13 protein-coding genes are annotated in these 14,841 nt (G+C 67.8%); 7 read left to right on the forward strand and 6 right to left on the reverse strand.

Annotation, left to right across the window (positions count from 1 at the left end; genetic code table 11):
- Positions 1 to 5 precede the first annotated feature (5 nt).
- Positions 6 to 1,148: an ABC transporter permease gene (locus ACNHKD_RS18700; protein ID WP_442754983.1), complete on the reverse strand. Its 1,143-nt coding sequence runs from the start codon at positions 1,146 to 1,148 to the stop codon at positions 6 to 8.
- Positions 1,149 to 1,280: 132 nt separating this feature from the next.
- On the opposite strand from ACNHKD_RS18700, the gene dgcA reads away from it, so the two are divergent.
- The gene (dgcA, locus tag ACNHKD_RS18705; RefSeq protein WP_442754984.1) at positions 1,281 to 2,264 is read left to right on the forward strand and encodes an N-acetyl-D-Glu racemase DgcA; all 984 of its coding nucleotides are present in this window, start codon (positions 1,281 to 1,283) and stop codon (positions 2,262 to 2,264) included.
- Here the strand turns inward: dgcA and ACNHKD_RS18710 are convergent, their stop codons facing one another.
- Positions 2,265 to 2,600, reverse strand: coding sequence for a rhodanese-like domain-containing protein (locus ACNHKD_RS18710; RefSeq protein ID WP_442754985.1), 336 nt, complete (start codon positions 2,598 to 2,600; stop codon positions 2,265 to 2,267).
- A gap of 230 nt (positions 2,601 to 2,830) precedes the next feature.
- Between ACNHKD_RS18710 and ACNHKD_RS18715 the strand changes: the two genes are divergently transcribed.
- Positions 2,831 to 4,651, forward strand: a complete 1,821-nt coding sequence (locus tag ACNHKD_RS18715) for a putative bifunctional diguanylate cyclase/phosphodiesterase (RefSeq protein WP_442754986.1) — start codon at positions 2,831 to 2,833, stop codon at positions 4,649 to 4,651.
- Positions 4,652 to 4,758: 107 nt separating this feature from the next.
- On the opposite strand, the gene ppc is transcribed toward ACNHKD_RS18715, so the two are convergent.
- Positions 4,759 to 7,554 (reverse strand): phosphoenolpyruvate carboxylase, encoded by a 2,796-nt coding sequence (ppc, locus tag ACNHKD_RS18720; RefSeq protein ID WP_442754987.1) that lies wholly within the window; start codon positions 7,552 to 7,554, stop codon positions 4,759 to 4,761.
- 335 nt (positions 7,555 to 7,889) lie between these two features.
- Between ppc and ACNHKD_RS18725 the strand changes: the two genes are divergently transcribed.
- On the forward strand, positions 7,890 to 8,390 hold the full coding sequence (locus ACNHKD_RS18725) for a PTS sugar transporter subunit IIA (protein WP_442754988.1): 501 nt from the start codon (positions 7,890 to 7,892) through the stop codon (positions 8,388 to 8,390).
- Positions 8,387 to 9,346: a biotin synthase BioB gene (gene bioB, locus ACNHKD_RS18730; protein ID WP_442754989.1), complete on the forward strand. Its 960-nt coding sequence runs from the start codon at positions 8,387 to 8,389 to the stop codon at positions 9,344 to 9,346. Before ACNHKD_RS18725 ends, bioB begins: the two co-directional genes overlap by 4 nt.
- On the opposite strand, the gene ACNHKD_RS18735 is transcribed toward bioB, so the two are convergent.
- Entirely contained in the window at positions 9,324 to 9,725 is a 402-nt protein-coding gene (locus ACNHKD_RS18735; RefSeq protein ID WP_442754990.1) for a hypothetical protein, read from the reverse strand. The two genes, bioB and ACNHKD_RS18735, sit on opposite strands and share 23 nt — an antisense overlap.
- Positions 9,726 to 9,907: 182 nt before the next feature.
- Between ACNHKD_RS18735 and ACNHKD_RS18740 the strand changes: the two genes are divergently transcribed.
- Complete coding sequence (locus tag ACNHKD_RS18740) at positions 9,908 to 10,747, forward strand: shikimate dehydrogenase (RefSeq protein WP_442754991.1); 840 nt, start codon at positions 9,908 to 9,910, stop codon at positions 10,745 to 10,747.
- A 56-nt stretch (positions 10,748 to 10,803) separates the two neighbouring features.
- On the opposite strand, the gene ACNHKD_RS18745 is transcribed toward ACNHKD_RS18740, so the two are convergent.
- Positions 10,804 to 11,307, reverse strand: a complete 504-nt coding sequence (locus ACNHKD_RS18745; protein WP_442754992.1) for a phasin family protein — start codon at positions 11,305 to 11,307, stop codon at positions 10,804 to 10,806.
- 44 nt (positions 11,308 to 11,351) lie between these two features.
- Positions 11,352 to 11,711, reverse strand: a complete 360-nt coding sequence (locus ACNHKD_RS18750) for a phasin (protein WP_442754993.1) — start codon at positions 11,709 to 11,711, stop codon at positions 11,352 to 11,354.
- Between ACNHKD_RS18750 and ACNHKD_RS18755 the strand changes: the two genes are divergently transcribed.
- Together ACNHKD_RS18755 and ACNHKD_RS18760 are read left to right on the forward strand one after the other, a co-directional pair.
- A complete protein-coding gene (locus ACNHKD_RS18755) occupies positions 11,710 to 11,946 on the forward strand; it encodes a hypothetical protein (RefSeq protein ID WP_442754994.1) in 237 nt (78 codons plus the stop codon). The genes ACNHKD_RS18750 and ACNHKD_RS18755 overlap by 2 nt on opposite strands.
- A gap of 110 nt (positions 11,947 to 12,056) precedes the next feature.
- On the forward strand, positions 12,057 to 14,768 hold the full coding sequence (locus ACNHKD_RS18760) for an ATP-binding protein (RefSeq protein WP_442754995.1): 2,712 nt from the start codon (positions 12,057 to 12,059) through the stop codon (positions 14,766 to 14,768).
- Positions 14,769 to 14,841: the final 73 nt, after the last annotated feature.

The following is a 14,841-nucleotide window of genomic DNA, read 5'->3' on the forward strand; positions in this document are numbered from 1 at the left end:
CGCGCTCAATAGTCGATCGAGGCGAAGAAGATGGCAAAGAGGCCGTCGAGCACGATCACCATGAAGATCGACTTCACGACCGACGACGTGACCTGGCGGCCAAGAGACTCGGCCGACCCCTGCGTCGCCAGGCCGTCCATCGCGGCGATGAGCCCGATGACCAGCGCCATGAAGGGCGCCTTGATGATTCCGACCATGAAGGTGTGGAAGGCGATCGCCTCCTTGAGCAATGACGCGAAGGCCGCGGGGCTGATGCCGCCATAGCCCCACGAGACGAGCATGCCGCCGAAGAGCGCCGCCATGTCGGCGATGAAGGCGAGGATCGGCATCGAGAGAACGAGCGCCAGCACGCGCGGCGCGATCAGCACCTCTATGACCGAAAGCCCCATGACGCGCAGCGCGTCGATCTCCTCGCGCATCTTCATCGAGCCGAGTTCGGCCGTGATCGCCGACCCCGAGCGGCCCGCGATCATGATGGAGGTCAGGAGCACGCCGAGTTCGCGCAGGACGAGAATTCCGATGAGGCTGACCGTGTAGCTCGACGCGCCGAATTTCAGGAGCTGGAAAATGCCCTGCTGCGCGACGATGCCGCCGACGAGCACGTTGATGAGAATGATGATCGGCGCGCTGCGCAGGCCGATCAGCTCCATATGCACGATGAGCGAGGTGAAGCGGAAATGCCTCGGATGAGTCGCGACATAGGCCATGGCGACGACGAATTCGCCGAGAAAGGCCACGCCGCGATAAAATTCGAGGGCGCCTGAGACCACCGCCCGGCCGATATCCTCCAGAAGCTGGAGAAAGGCCGGGACGCGGCTCCGCGCGGGAGCCTCGAAGTTGCGATAGGCCGCCTCCTCCAGCAGAACGTCATGCTCGGGCCGGGCGTGTTCGAGCGCGACGCCGACATTCGCGCCGGCGAGCATGCGCCGCGACCGGTTGATGAGCCAGGCGCCCGCCGTATCGAGCCGCGAGACGCGGGAAAGATCGATCGTCACGAAATTTGCGCGGCTTCCCAGATCGACGATCTCCTGCGCCTTCTCCTCGAGGCGCCGCGAGGCCGAGAGCGTCCAGTCGCCGGCGAGCGCCAGACGCGCGCCGCCTTCGGCGGACGAAACGTCCGGGGGATACTGCGCGGCGTCGACAGCCATAAGACCTCGTTCGGGATCGGGTTTCGTCAGAGCCTTGCAAATCGTCTTAACTTCGTGACATGCGGTCGACAAGCGCGCCGGCGCACAGCCCGCGCGAGCCTTCTCTCAGCCGAACGGAAATCGGAGCCAACCTTGCGGATCGAGATGACGCTGGCTGTCGAAGCCTTTCCCATCGCCGGCCGATTCGTCATTTCGCGCGGCGCGAAGACCGAGGCGAGGGTCGTGACCGCGACATTGCGCGCGGGGGACGCCGTCGGCCGGGGCGAATGCGTTCCCTACGCCCGCTATGGCGAGAGCGTCGAGAGCGTCAATGCAACCATCGAGAGCATTCGCGGCGACATTGAGGCCGGAGCCGGCCGCGCGGCGCTGCAGCGGCTGCTGCCCGCCGGCGCGGCGCGCAACGCCGTCGATTGCGCCATGTGGGATCTCGAGGCGAAACTTACGGGCCGCCGCGCCTGGCGGACGGCGGGCTTCGAGCGGCTGGTCCCGCTCGTCACCGCCTACACGCTTTCCGTGGGAACGCCCGAGGAGATGCGGGCCGCGGCGCTGAAGGCCGCCGACCGGCCGCTCTTGAAAATCAAGCTCGCGGGCGAAGGGGACGAAGCCCGCCTCGCCGCCGTGCGGGAGGGCGCGCCCCACGCCCGGCTCATCGTCGACGCCAACGAGGCCTGGCGCGAGGAGACCCTCGTTGCGCAGCTCGACGCCTGCGCCCGCTTCGGCGTCTCGCTGGTGGAGCAGCCTTTGCCGGCCGGCCAGGACGAGATGCTGGCGCGCGTCGCCCGGCCGATTCCCGTCTGCGCGGACGAAAGCGCCCATGAGACGGCCTCGCTCGCCGCGCTCCAGGGCCGCTACGACGCCGTCAACATCAAGCTGGACAAGACCGGCGGGCTGACCGAAGCCCTGCTCATGGCCGAGGCCGCCGGCAGGATGGGCTTCGAGATCATGGCGGGCTGCATGGTCGGCACCTCGCTCGCCATGGCGCCGGCGAGCCTGATCGGCCAGATGGCCGCCTTCGTCGATCTGGACGGCCCGCTGCTGCTTGCGAAGGATCGGGAGCCGGGGCTCGTCTATGAGGGCTCGACCATGGCGCCCCCGCCGCCCCAGCTCTGGGGCTGATTACATTCCCTGCTCGACCGGCTCGCCGGCGTTGAGCCAGGCGAGGATGCCGCCGCCGAAATGCGTATCGGCGTCGCGCCGGCCGGAAAGGCGCGCCTGCTCCATGGCCGTGACCGAGCGGCGGCCGGAGCGGCAATAGATCACGACCTTCCGCCCCTCGCCCGCGACCGGGAGCTTCGACGGGTCGAAACGCGACAGCGGGTTGAACAGCGCGCCCCTGATATGGCCGGCGGCGTATTCGTCCGCCTCGCGGACGTCGACGAGCAGGATCGAGCCGTCGGCGAGGCCGGCCTTGAGTTCGCTAAGCCCGATATCGTTGAAGGGAGAGGCGGTCATCTGCTTAAGACTCCACAAAGCTTGTCCACCGATCAATGGCACGCCCGCCGCACCGCGTCCAGCGATGCGCAAAGGCCTTGAATCGATTTGCCATAAATATAATCGGCTTCCCCCTATCCCCCGGAACTCACATGAAATTACAGCCAGTCGAGCGCAATGTCGCAACGCCGAATTTACGTTTGGCCCCCATAACGGAGGGCATCGAAGCCCTGTGCTGAAGGTTCGGCATTATGCAATTGCGCCACATCGCAAATCGCGGCCCTCAGCCGCCGGTTGCGACGACTATTCGTTCTTCCATTCTCAAGGGCCCGCTTCAGGCGCCCCAGCCCGCCGCCGCGCCGATCGTCGCCGCCGAGCCCGTCGTCGGCCCTGATCCGCGCCAGATTCTCTCCTCCATCGGCGAGGTGGTCTACAACTGGGACATCGGCACGGACCGGCTGACCTGGGGCTCGAATCTCGCCCATATTCTCGGTCCCGTCGCCGGCGGGGACCTTGGCTCCGGTCTCGCCTATGGCGAGCGGGTCGCCCGCGAGGGCGGCGCCTCGCGTTACGACGCCATCGTGCAGTCGGACCAGGTCGACCGCGGCGACGGCGTCGCCTATCAGACCGTTTACGCCCTGACCCAGGCGCGCGAATTCGGCCCGGGGCCGGTCATCTGGGTGGAAGACACCGGCCGCTGGTATGCGGGCGAGGACGGCAGGCCCGCGCGCGCCCATGGCGTCGTGCGCGTCGTCACCGAGCGTCACGAGATGGAGCGCAAGCTTGCGCTCGGCTCGCAGATCGATCCGCTGACCGGCGCCCTGAATCGCGCGCAGCTCGCGGAACATGTGAACCGTTACCTGCAGCAGTCCGAGCGGACCCGCAAGCCCTTCGCGGTGCTGCTCGTCGCGCTGGAAAATCTCTTCGCGCTCAACCGCACCTATGGCTACGACGCGGGCGACGAAGTCATCGCCGGCCTTGCCCGGCGCCTGCGCGACAATGTCCGCACCTGCGACGTCGTCGCCCGTCACGCCGGCAACAAATTCGCGCTCGTTCTCGAGAACTGCGACGCGGAACAGACGTTCTCGGTCGCGAACCGCCTGCTCGACCTCGTCAAGAACAGGCCTTTCGAGACCTCCGCCGGCGCCATTCCTGCGACGATCCGCATTGGCGGCGTCATCGGGCCGCGCGAGGGCCGCGAGCCGCGCGTGCTCTTCCAGCACGCAGAGGAGGCGCTCGACGTCGCCCGCCAGGGCGCCGGCAAGCGCTTCGTCGCCTACACCTCGTCGCTCGCCCGCGAGGACGCCCGCCTGCGCGCGCTGCAAGTCGCCGACAGCATCGTCTCCGCGCTGAACGAGCGGCGCGTCGACCTCGCCTTCCAGCCGATCGTCTACGCCGCGACCGGCGACGTCGCCTTCCACGAAGCGCTGCTGCGCGTGCGCCTGCCCGACGGGATCGCCGTTTCGCCGGCCGCCCTCCTGCCGGTGGCGGAGAAGGCGGGTCTCGTGCGCCTCCTGGACCAGCGTGTGATGGAGCTGGTCATCGAGCGCCTGGTCGCGGAGCCGGAGCTGCGCGTCTCCGTCAATTGCTCGATGAACACGGTGCTCGATCCGGAATGGCCGGACCGCCTCGCCGCCGCCATCAGCGCCAACCCGTCGATCCCCGATCGCCTGATCGTAGAGATCACCGAGACCTGCATGATCGAGGACTTCGAGACGACGAAGAGCCTTATCGCCGCCTGCAAGCAGCTCGGCGTGAAGGTCGCGATGGACGATTTTGGCGCGGGCCACACCTCTTTCCGCAGCCTGCGCGATCTCGCCTTCGACATCGTCAAGATCGACGGCGCCTTCGTCAGGAACGTCGCCACCTCAGCCGACGACCGCTTCTTCGTGCGCACGCTGATCGATCTCGCGCGGCACCTGTCGCTCAAGGTCGTCGCGGAATGGGTGGAGGACGAACCGACGGCGCGCATCCTGCGCGATTGGGGCGTCGAATATTTCCAGGGCGCGCTCTATGGCCACGCCGAGGAGCGGCCGGCGGTCGGCGAGAAGCCGTCCCTGGCCGCCGATTGACAACTTCCTTGCCGCGCGCCTGAAGGCGCGCGGTCTAGAAAGGCGCCCCTGGACCGCGAGCCTTCAGGCTCGCATCATCGGGCCGCTGAAGAGATCAGCCCCGCCCGTCACCCCGTATTGCGCAGGCCCGCCGAAACGCCGTTGATCGACATCAGAATGCCCTCGCGGATTTCCGGGTCGGTCATGCCGGCGCGGTGGCGGCGGATCAGCTCCGCCTGAATGTAATTGAGCGGCGCGATATAGGGGAAGCGGTGCTTGATCGAGCGCGCCAGCGCCGGATTGTCGGCGAGACGCTCCGTGGCGCCGGAAATCTTCGTCAGCGCGTCGACCGAGCGCGCATGCTCGGCCTCGATCATCGCGAAGATGCGCTCGGCGAGCGCGCGGTCCTCGACCAGCTCCGCATAATGGCGGGCGATCTCCAGATCCGTCTTCGACAGGATCATGTCGATATTGGAGAGGAGCGAGCGGAAGAAGGGCCATTCCTTCGCCATGCGCCGCAGCAGATCGAGCCGCGCTTTTTCGTCCTGCGCCAGGAAGCCGGCGATCGCCGAGCCGAAGCCGAACCAGCCCGGCAACGCGACGCGCGCCTGCGCCCAGGAGAAGCTCCACGGGATTGCGCGCAGATCTTCGATCTTGCGCGAGGGTTTGCGCGAAGCGGGGCGCGAGCCGATGTTCAGAGTGGCGATTTCCGAAATCGGCGTCGAGGCGAAGAAATAGTCGACGAAACCCGCCGTCTCGTAGACGAGGCCGCGATAGGCGGCCATGCCGGCGCGCGACAGCTCGTCGGCGACCTCCAGAAACTCCTCGGGCGGCGCCTTGTTCTGCGAGAGCAGCGTGGCTTCGAGCGTCGCGGCGACGAGAAGCTCCAGATTGACGTGCCCGATCTGCGGATTGGAGTATTTCGCCGCAATCACCTCGCCCTGCTCCGTGAGGCGGATCTGGCCGTTCACCGTGCCCGGCGGCTGGGCGAGAATGGCGTCATAGCTCGGCCCGCCGCCGCGACCCACCGTGCCGCCGCGGCCGTGGAACAGCCGCATGGCGATATTGGGCATGGAGGCGAAGAACTCGGCAAGCGCCGTGGAGGCGCGGTAAAGCTCCCAGATGCTGGTGAGAATGCCGCCGTCCTTGTTGGAGTCCGAATAGCCCAGCATGATGTCCTGCTGGGCGCCGGAGCTGACGATCAGACGCTGAATGCCCGGCAGCGCGTAGAAGGCGCGCATAATCGGCGCGGCGTTGCGCAGATCGCCGATCGTCTCGAAGAGCGGCGCGATGATGAGATCGGCCGTGACGCTCTCCGTGTCGCGCGGATCGAGCGTGCCGCGCATGAGGCCGCATTCCTTTTGAAGCAGCAACACTTCCAGGAGGTCGCTCACCGTCTCGGTATGGCTGACGATGTAATGGCGGATCGCCTCGTCGCCATAAAGGCGGCGCATCTCGACGGCGCGCTCGAAAATTTCGAGCTCGCTCATCGCGCGGTCGCTGTAGACCCGGCCCGGCAGGCGCACCGGCCGCGGATCGGAAAGGAGCCGGATCAAAAGCTGCTGCTTCTCGACCTCGGAGAGCGCGGCGTAATCCTCCGTCACGCGCGCGGCCGCGAGAAGCTCGGCAAGCGTTTCCTCATGGCGGTCGGAGCTCTGGCGGAGATCGAGCGTCGCGAGATGGAAGCCGAAGACCTCCACGGCGCGGATCAGCGGCTCCAGGCGCTGCGAGGCGATCACCTCGCTGTGATGGATGCGCAGGCTTTCGTCGATCGTCACGAGATCGGCGAGGAAGGCCCAGCTATTGGCGTAGGGCTCGCCCGGCGCGACGGCGTGGCGCATCGCCTGCCCGCCGGTGAGCTTTTCGAGCGTGCCGGCGAGACGCGAATAGACGCCGGTCAGCGCGCGGCGATAGGGCTCGTTGTCGCGATGCGGATTGTCGTCGCCCGAGCGCGCGGCGAGATCTTCAAGCGCCTTGGTGGCGCCGCCATAGCGCCGCGAGATGGAAAGCTCCGCGCCAAGTTCGTGCACCTCGGTGAGATAAAAGCGCAGCGCGGTCTCGCACTGCATGCGCATGGCCGTCGAAAGCGAATCGGCGGTGACATTGGGATTGCCGTCGCGGTCGCCGCCGACCCAGGCGCCCATACGCAGGAAGGGCGGCACCCGCAGCCCTTCGAGCTTCGCCTCGATCTCGGCGTAGAGCCTCGGAATCTCGCGCAGGAAGGTCGAGCGGTAATAAGAGAGCGAATTCTCGATCTCGTCGCGCACGGTGAGCCGCGACTCGCGCAGAAGCTCGGTCTGCCACAATTGCAGCACGCGGGCGCGCAGCTGCAGCTCGTTCTGCGCGCGCTCCGCCTTGCTCTTCATATGTTCGCGCGCGGCGAGCAGGTTGAAGATGGCGCGCTCCGTGTCGAGCAGGCTCTTGCGGCGCACTTCCGTCGGGTGCGCGGTGAGCACCGGCGAGATCCAGCCGCGCGACAGGGCCGCGGCGATCTTGCCGGGGCCGACCGCCGCCTTGCGCAGATGCGCGAAGGAGCGGGAAAGGCTCGGCTCGTCGGGCGTTCCGCCATTGGCGAGCGCCCGCGCGCGCTCCTTGAGCGGATGCAGGTCCTCCGCGATGTTGGCGAGATGCGAGAAATAGCTGAAGGCGCGGATGACCGCCGTCGCTTCTTTGGCCGAGAGCGAGCGCAGGAGCGCGTCGAGCTTCGCGGCGGCGTCCTGGTCCCTGTTGCGGCTCGCGGCCACGGAGAGGCGCCGGATCGTCTCGATGCGCTCGAAGGCTTCATTGCCCTCGTGCTCGCGCACCGCGTCGCCGAGAAGACGCCCGAGGAGACGGATGTCCTCGTTGAGCGGCAGGTCGCTGCGCGTCTCCGCCTCGGCCGAAACATTGGCCGGCGCTTCCTTTGTCTGTGCGTCGAGCTGCATGATGAACCTTCGAAACGATGCGCCCCGCCCCGGGGTCAAGGATGCTATAGCAGGCTTGAGGCCAGTTTTCGACGCGGAGCAAAAAAGGGCGAAGCGCTCGCCCTCATCCGACCCCTGCTGACGCAGGGGCCACCTTCTCCCGCAAGCGGGAGAAGAGAGAACCCTGGGGCGCGACTCCTTCTCCCGCTCACGGGAGAAGGCGGCCCTCGCGCGAGCGAGGGTCCGATGAGGGCAACCTCCCCGCCCCTTGTTCGAAATCCCCGCCCCCCTTATAGACCTTTCGCGGCCAGAACATCTTCAATAACCCGCGCCAGCGCGGGGCAACCGGTCACGCCATGCTCGACACAGTTGAAATCGCCATCTTCGCGGGCCTCGGGGTTCTTTTCGCCATCGGCCTCGTCGTTCTCGCCCGCTGGTCGAAGACGCGGCCGTCGCTGCTCGCGGCCTACGCGCTCATCGCCGTCTGCTTCCTCTATGTCGGCTTCGCGATTCGCACGGAAAATTACGAGACCTGGGTTGGCTTCGAGATGACCGCCGTCGCCTTTTTCGGCACGCTCGCCGGCATGTCGATCGTCGGCTCGCCCTGGTTCGTGACCGCTGGCTTCGCCCTGCACGCCGCCTGGACGCTTTACGAGCATTATTTCGGCGCCGGCCGCGATTTCGCCCCCGCCCCCTTCGTGATGGCGACCGTGGGGTTCGATGTGACGGTAGCGCTCTATGTGGCTTTCATGACCCTCAGCGGCAAGGCGACCAAGGGCGCGCAGGGCGCCGGGACCGCCGCGCCCGAGCGCAAGCTCGCGGCCCGCTCGCAGAATCGCAAGGGAGCCGCGAAATGAACGCGCCAGCGGACTTCAACATCCGGCACGACTGGACGCTCGACGAAATCGTCGGCGTCCACGATCTGCCGCTGCTCGACCTCATCGCCCAGGCCAACGCCGTCCACCGCCGCTATCACGACGTCAACGACGTGCAGAAGGCTGCGCTGCTCTCGATCAAGACCGGCGGCTGCCCGGAGGACTGTTCCTATTGCCCGCAATCGGCGCATCACCGCGAGGTGAAGCTCGACCGCGTCGACCTGCTCGCGACCGACGAGGTGTTGACGGCGGCGAAAGCCGCGAAGGACGCCGGAGCCGACCGCTTCTGCATGGGCGCCGCCTGGCGCTCGGCTCCCAGGGACAAGCGCTTCGACGCGGTCGTCGACATGGTGCGCGGCGTGCGCGCGCTCGGCATGGAGGCCTGCGTCACGCTCGGCATGATCGACGAGGGACAAGCGAAGCGTCTCGTCGAGGCGGGGCTTACCGCCTATAACCACAATCTCGACACCGGGCCGGAGTTTTACGGCGACATCATCACCACCCGCACCTATCAGGATCGTCTCGACACGCTGAAGGCGGTGCGCGGCGCGGGACTGGAGATGTGCTGCGGCGGCATTATCGGCATGGGCGAGAGCGTGCGCGACCGCGCCGGCATGTTGCAGGTCCTCGCGGGCTTCGATCCGCATCCGGAAAGCGTGCCGATCAACACGCTCGTCGCCGTCGAGGGCACGCCGCTCGCCGAGCGGCAGAAGGTCGATCCGCTCGACCTCGTCCGCATGATCGCGACGACCCGCATCGTGATGCCCAAGGCCCGGGTCCGTCTTTCCGCGGGGCGGTCCTTCCTCGGCCGGGAGGCGCAGATCCTCTGCCTCGTCGCGGGCGCGAATTCGATCTTCTACGGCGAAAAGCTGCTGACGACCGGCAATAACGGCGTCAACGAGGACGACGCCCTGTTCAGCGCCCTCGCGCCGCGCTGAAATCGAGCTTCTTCCCCGCCGGCTCGCGGCGGGGGAATTTGTTGGGGTCGAGCCCCGCCGCTTCGGCGGCGTTGAGGACCAGCGGCTCCAGGAGGTCGCGCTCGGCTTCCTCCAGAAAGGCGCCGCCGGTTTCGGCGTCGATGCGCATGAGATCGTCATAAAGGCTGCGCAGCGCCGCGACGATCCTCTCGTCCGGGGCGCCGCCGGGCAGCGACTTCAGCGCCTGAAAATAGGCCCGGATGCGGGCGTCCACCCGGTCGGTCGCCGCCTGCGTCGCCCCGGCGACGCCACTGTCGCGGCAGCGCTCCCAATGTGCGGCGATGGACTGTTCCGCATCTTCGAGCAGGGCGCCCAGCCGCCGGTTCCGCGCCAAATCCATTTATTCTCTCCTCCGACCGCCGCGGCGTCTCGGCATTCCGAATTGCGAGCGCCGCAAAACAATTCAACGGAGCGACCGCGACTCGGGGTTGCTTTGGCCCTTCGCTCTTCGCAACAGCGTCAATTCAAGTTGCAGTTTAACGCCATCCGGCCGATACGAGGCAAGAAACCTCGGAAGCCTCCATGAAACACTCCAAATTCGTCCTTGCCGGCGTCATGGGCTGGCCCATCGCGCATTCGCGCAGCCCGAAAATCCATAATCACTGGCTCGCGCAATATGGAATCGAGGGCGCTTACGTCCCCTTGCCCGTAGAGCCGGGCAAGCTCGAAGCCGCGCTGCGCGCCCTGCCGGCTTTGGGCTTCGCCGGCTGCAACCTCACCATCCCCCACAAGGAAAAGGCGCTCGGTTTTCTCGATTTGATTGATCCGGCGGCCGCCCGCATCGGCGCCGTCAACTGCGTCCTGGTCGATGCGCAGGGAAGACTGAACGGGCGCAATTATGACGGCTACGGCTTCGTCGCCTCGCTGCGCGAGGCGGCGCCGCATTGGGCCGCGGCGCGGGGCCCCTGCATCGTCATCGGCGCGGGCGGCGGCGCCCGGGCGATCGTCTCCGGCCTCATCGAGGCGGGCGCGCAGGAAATCCGGCTGTTCAACCGCACGCGCGAACGCGCCGAGCGGTTGGCCGCCGATTTCGGCGCGCCGGTCGCGGCCTATCCCTGGGAGGAGCGCCGCGCGGCGCTTTCCGGCGCGGGGCTCCTCGTCAACACGACGAGCCAGGGCATGATCGGGCAGGCTCCGCTCGACCTTTCGCTCGCCGCCCTGCCGTCCTCCGCGGTCGTCGCCGACATTGTCTATGCGCCGCTCGAGACCCCGCTCCTCGCCGCCGCCCGCCTCATGGGCGCGACGCCGGTCGACGGGCTCGGCATGCTGCTGCATCAGGCGCGGCCGGCCTTTCGCGACTGGACGGGCGTGATGCCCGACGTGACCCCGGCGCTGCGCGCGCTGATCGCCGCGACGCTGTAGAAAAAAGCGCCGGCGACCCCGCAAAAGGCCGCCGGCGCTGATCCAATCGGATTCTTTCAGGCGGCCCTGCGCGCGTCGCAGAGCGGCGCCGCCGTCACGGTCGCGATGCTCTTGGCGACATCCATCAGCTCTTTCGACTGACGCAGGAACGCCTCGAAGCGCTCGCTGGCGAAGCGGGACTGGAGATCGACAATCTCCTCGAAGGTCTGCGCCCTGGAGAGCTGCTCCGCGAAAGCGAAGAAAGCGGCCGCGTGCTCCGACCAGAGCTCGAGCGATTTCTTCGACCATTCCGAGCTGTCGAAGGAAAACGCGGCGGCGAAGCCTTCCGTCGCGGTCTCGACGGCCTCGTCGACGATGGCGAGCGGCGCCGACACGATGTCGGCGATCTCCGCGGCCGGCTCGGGGCTTGCGGCCTCGTTCGCGACGACCGGCTCGACGGTCCCCTCGTCGTGGCCAGCGGGCGCGCCGGCGAGCGTCGTCTCGGCCGGCGCCGCGTCAGGGATCTCCTGTCCGGCGTCGACGGAATTGCTTTGGCTACCACCCTTGCTGTTCTTCGCCATGGGGCCGCTCCTCTAAAGGATTGCAAAGATCCGATCGCCCGCGATCAGGACTTCAGGGTCGTGGACCGCTGGATCGCGGCGCCGAGCTCCTTCGCCTGCTCCTGAACGGCGGCGAGCTGCGACTTCACATATTCAGCCTGGAGCTGGAAAACTTCCTGCGGGTCCTTCGCCTTGACGAGCTTCTGCGCGAGGTCGAACGCCGCATTGACATTGGCTTCTGCGAAGGAAAACGCCTTCGCGCCGACATCCTTCGCTCCCGGCGGGACGATCGGCAGATCGGAGGTGGAAGTCAGCGCCTTCTGGGCGGCGCCCGCAAAACCTTCGAAAGCCTTGCGCGCCTGCTCGACGCTTTTTTCCGCGAAATCGCGGACTTCGTTCGGCACCTGATAAATCGGTTCAACCATGGACTATCTCCTGTTCCAAACGCCGTCGCGAAACGATTTTTCGCCCCAAGATTGGCTGGATCATGACGCGCCGGCGCCGCCGGCCGGCGCAAACCGGCAGGCGGACGGGACTGTGCCCGAACGCTTGCTGCGTTGCAACAAAATTATTGTGCGACGCGTCAATCTTCACAACTTCGAACAAAAAGCGCTGAAAAACCGGCGGACGCGGATAGACCCGCCGATGCGATACGATTAAGTTTGCGTTAACGCCCTTCCCCGGGCGCTAGCCATATGCGCCCGAGCGGCGGCCAAGGGCGGGCGGTCCTGGGGCGGGCGAAAGTCTCCGTCGCAAAGGCGGCCAGCGTCATGAGCGGGTTCAAGGCAGAGATCGAGGGGGGCGAGAGCGCCGCCAGCCGCATCGCGGCCGATCCCGCTTTCGCGGCCCTTGACGCCTCCGGCGCGCCGATCGTGGCCGCCCGCGGCGACCCGCTGAAGATCGTTTATCTCAACGCCGCCGCCCGCGCCGTCTTCGGCGCCGACGCCGAGGCGCTCGCCGCGCGGCTCTTTTACGGCGCGGAGCCCGGCGCGAAGCGGCTTTCCCAACTTGTCGAATCCGTTCGCCACGGCGCGGCGCTGCGGCTCGAGAGGCTGCGCTTCGAACTCGCCGACGCCCCGCAGACCATCACGATTCTCTGCCGCAAGCTGATGGACGGCGACGCGCCCGCCTGTTTCGTCATCGCGGCGCTCGGCGTGCGGCCGGCGGCGGCGCACGAAACGGCGCATGAGCCGCATGGCGCCATATCGGACCGGGAGGCCATGCGGAGCGAACCCGCCGCAGAGGTTTCGCCGCTCGCGGACCCCGTAGCCGCGACGTTCGCGCTGCGCGCGCGGCTCACCGAGCGCCACGGCGAGCGGGCGCCCCGTTTCCTGTGGAAGACGGACGCCGCCGGGCGCTTCGTCGACGTGACGCGCGTGCTCGCGGACATTGCAGGCGACGCGCGCGCGGACATTCTCGGCCGCGAGGTGGCGTCGGTCGTTTCCGGTTTCGGCCTTGCCCCGGCCTTCGCCGAGGCCGTGGCCGCGCAAAGGAGCTGGAGCGGCGTCGAGGTGGCCTGGCCGCTCGAAGAGGACGGCGCCCGCGCGCCCGTGACGCTCGGCGCCCTGCCGACCATGGACGCTGACCGCCGCTTCGCCGGCTTTCAGGGCTACGGCGTGATCCATCTCGACCGGGCCTTCGTCGCCGAGGCGCCGGCGCCCGTCGCGGAAACGCCGGCCTCGCCGCCCTTGGGGGCGCTCGAGCGCTATTCCTCCGGAAATGTCGTGCCCTTGCGGCCGGCCGCCCCCCAGCGGGCGGAGCCGGAAACTCCTCCCGAGGCCGCATCCGAAGAACTCACGTCGACGGAACGGCTGAATTTCGAGGAGATCGCCCGCGCCTTGCGCGCCGGCGAGATCATGCCGGGCGAAGCGGTCGATCCTGCCGCCGTGGCGCAGGCGGTTGAGGCCGCCTCGCCGGCGCCCGGTGAGCCGGTTCCGCCTCCCGTCGCCGCCTCGCTCGACGACATCGCCGCGCAACTCGGCCAGGTCGCCGAGGCGCCGCCGGAGCCCGAGCCGTCGCGCGTCGCCGCCGTCCCCGCAGCCGATATTCTGGACCATCTGCCCGTGGGCGTTCTGATCGCGCGCGGCGCGCAGACGCTTTTCGCCAATCGCACGCTGCTCGACTATCTTGGCTACGCCGATCTCGCCGCCTTCGAGAAGGACGGCGGTCTCGCCCGCATGTTCTTCGGCCGACCGCCCGCCGATCCGGGCGCCCGGGCCGCGGCGGTGCAATCGAGCGGGGGCGAGGCGCTCGACGTCGACGCGCATCTGCAGACGGTAGATTGGGAAGGCGCGCCGGCGACGCTGGTGACGCTGCGCCGCAATCAGCGCAGGCTCCCCGGCCCCGAGGAAAGCGCGCTGGCGCTCGCCCGCGAGCGCGACGAGAAGCTCGCCCGGACCCGCGCCGACAACAGCCTGTTGCGCGCCATTCTGGAGACGAGCGGCGTCGCCGTCGCGGTGCTGGACGACAATCGCCGCATCGAGAGCGCCACGGGCGCCTTTTCCGCTTTGTTCGACGCGGAAAAGGGCGCCTTCGACGGCCTGGCCTTCTCGTCGCTCTTCGCGCCCGACGAGGAGCGGAGCTTCGCCGCCCGCCTCGCCCACGCCGCCGAAACCGGCGATGCGCTGCGGCTCAACGCCCGCGTCGGCGGCAAGGCCTATCAGGCGACGCTGCGTCGCCTCGGCCCCGTGCAGAAACTCTGCGTCACGCTGCGCGCGCCGGGCGCCGAGGAAGACCATGACGAACTCGCCGCCGCGCGCGACGCCGCCGAGCAGGCCAACGCCGCAAAGTCGGATTTCCTCGCGCGCGTCAGCCACGAAATCCGCACCCCGCTCAACGCCATCATCGGCTTCGCGGAGGTGATGATGGAGGAGCGCTTCGGCCCCATCGGCTCGGAGCGCTACAAGGAATATCTGAAGGACGTGCATTCTTCGGGCGCGCATGTCCTCTCGCTCGTCAACGATCTGCTCGACCTTTCCAAGATCGAGGCGGGCAAGATGGATCTGGAATTCGACCGCGTCGACGCCAACGCCGTGATCGCCGAATGTGCGTCGATCATGCAGACGCAGGCCAATCAGGCGAAGATCGTGATGCGCCTCGCGCTCGCCGACCGCCTGCCGCCGATCCGCGCCGACCAGCGCTCCCTCAAGCAGATCCTGCTCAATCTCCTGTCCAACGCGATGAAATACAACGAGCCGGGCGGACAGGTGATCGTCTCCTCGGCGCTCGCCGAGTCGGGCCATGTCCTGATCCGCGTGAAGGACACCGGCATCGGCATGTCGGAGGACGAGGTCACGACGGCGCTCGAACCTTTCAAGCAGGTCGCGACCTCCCGCAGGGTCCGCGGCACGGGCCTCGGCCTGCCCCTCACCAAGGCGCTGATCGAAGCCAACCATGCCAGCTTCACGATCAGGAGCCGCAAGAACGAAGGCACGCTGATCGAGGTCGCCTTTCCCCCGCCGCAGGTGCTGGCGGCGGAGTAAGGGGTTATCCCCCTCCCGCTTGCGAGGAGGAGCTGCAAACGCCGCCGTCTCGAGCGGGCGAGCCGGCGCGACC

This window comes from Methylocystis sp. JAN1, assembly GCF_052186135.1.
GTDB lineage: Bacteria > Pseudomonadota > Alphaproteobacteria > Rhizobiales > Beijerinckiaceae > Methylocystis.

Coding starts and splice junctions, on each gene's coding strand:
- ppc (WP_442754987.1), bottom strand. CDS start 7,554: ATGCAGCTCGACGCACAGACAAAGGAAGCGCCGGCCAATGTTTCGGCC.
- ACNHKD_RS18715 (WP_442754986.1), top strand. CDS start 2,831: ATGCAATTGCGCCACATCGCAAATCGCGGCCCTCAGCCGCCGGTTGCG.
- ACNHKD_RS18760 (WP_442754995.1), top strand. CDS start 12,057: ATGAGCGGGTTCAAGGCAGAGATCGAGGGGGGCGAGAGCGCCGCCAGC.
- ACNHKD_RS18755 (WP_442754994.1), top strand. CDS start 11,710: ATGGACTATCTCCTGTTCCAAACGCCGTCGCGAAACGATTTTTCGCCC.
- ACNHKD_RS18740 (WP_442754991.1), top strand. CDS start 9,908: ATGAAACACTCCAAATTCGTCCTTGCCGGCGTCATGGGCTGGCCCATC.
- ACNHKD_RS18725 (WP_442754988.1), top strand. CDS start 7,890: ATGCTCGACACAGTTGAAATCGCCATCTTCGCGGGCCTCGGGGTTCTT.
- ACNHKD_RS18700 (WP_442754983.1), bottom strand. CDS start 1,148: ATGGCTGTCGACGCCGCGCAGTATCCCCCGGACGTTTCGTCCGCCGAA.
- ACNHKD_RS18750 (WP_442754993.1), bottom strand. CDS start 11,711: ATGGTTGAACCGATTTATCAGGTGCCGAACGAAGTCCGCGATTTCGCG.
- bioB (WP_442754989.1), top strand. CDS start 8,387: ATGAACGCGCCAGCGGACTTCAACATCCGGCACGACTGGACGCTCGAC.
- ACNHKD_RS18745 (WP_442754992.1), bottom strand. CDS start 11,307: ATGGCGAAGAACAGCAAGGGTGGTAGCCAAAGCAATTCCGTCGACGCC.
- ACNHKD_RS18735 (WP_442754990.1), bottom strand. CDS start 9,725: ATGGATTTGGCGCGGAACCGGCGGCTGGGCGCCCTGCTCGAAGATGCG.
- ACNHKD_RS18710 (WP_442754985.1), bottom strand. CDS start 2,600: ATGACCGCCTCTCCCTTCAACGATATCGGGCTTAGCGAACTCAAGGCC.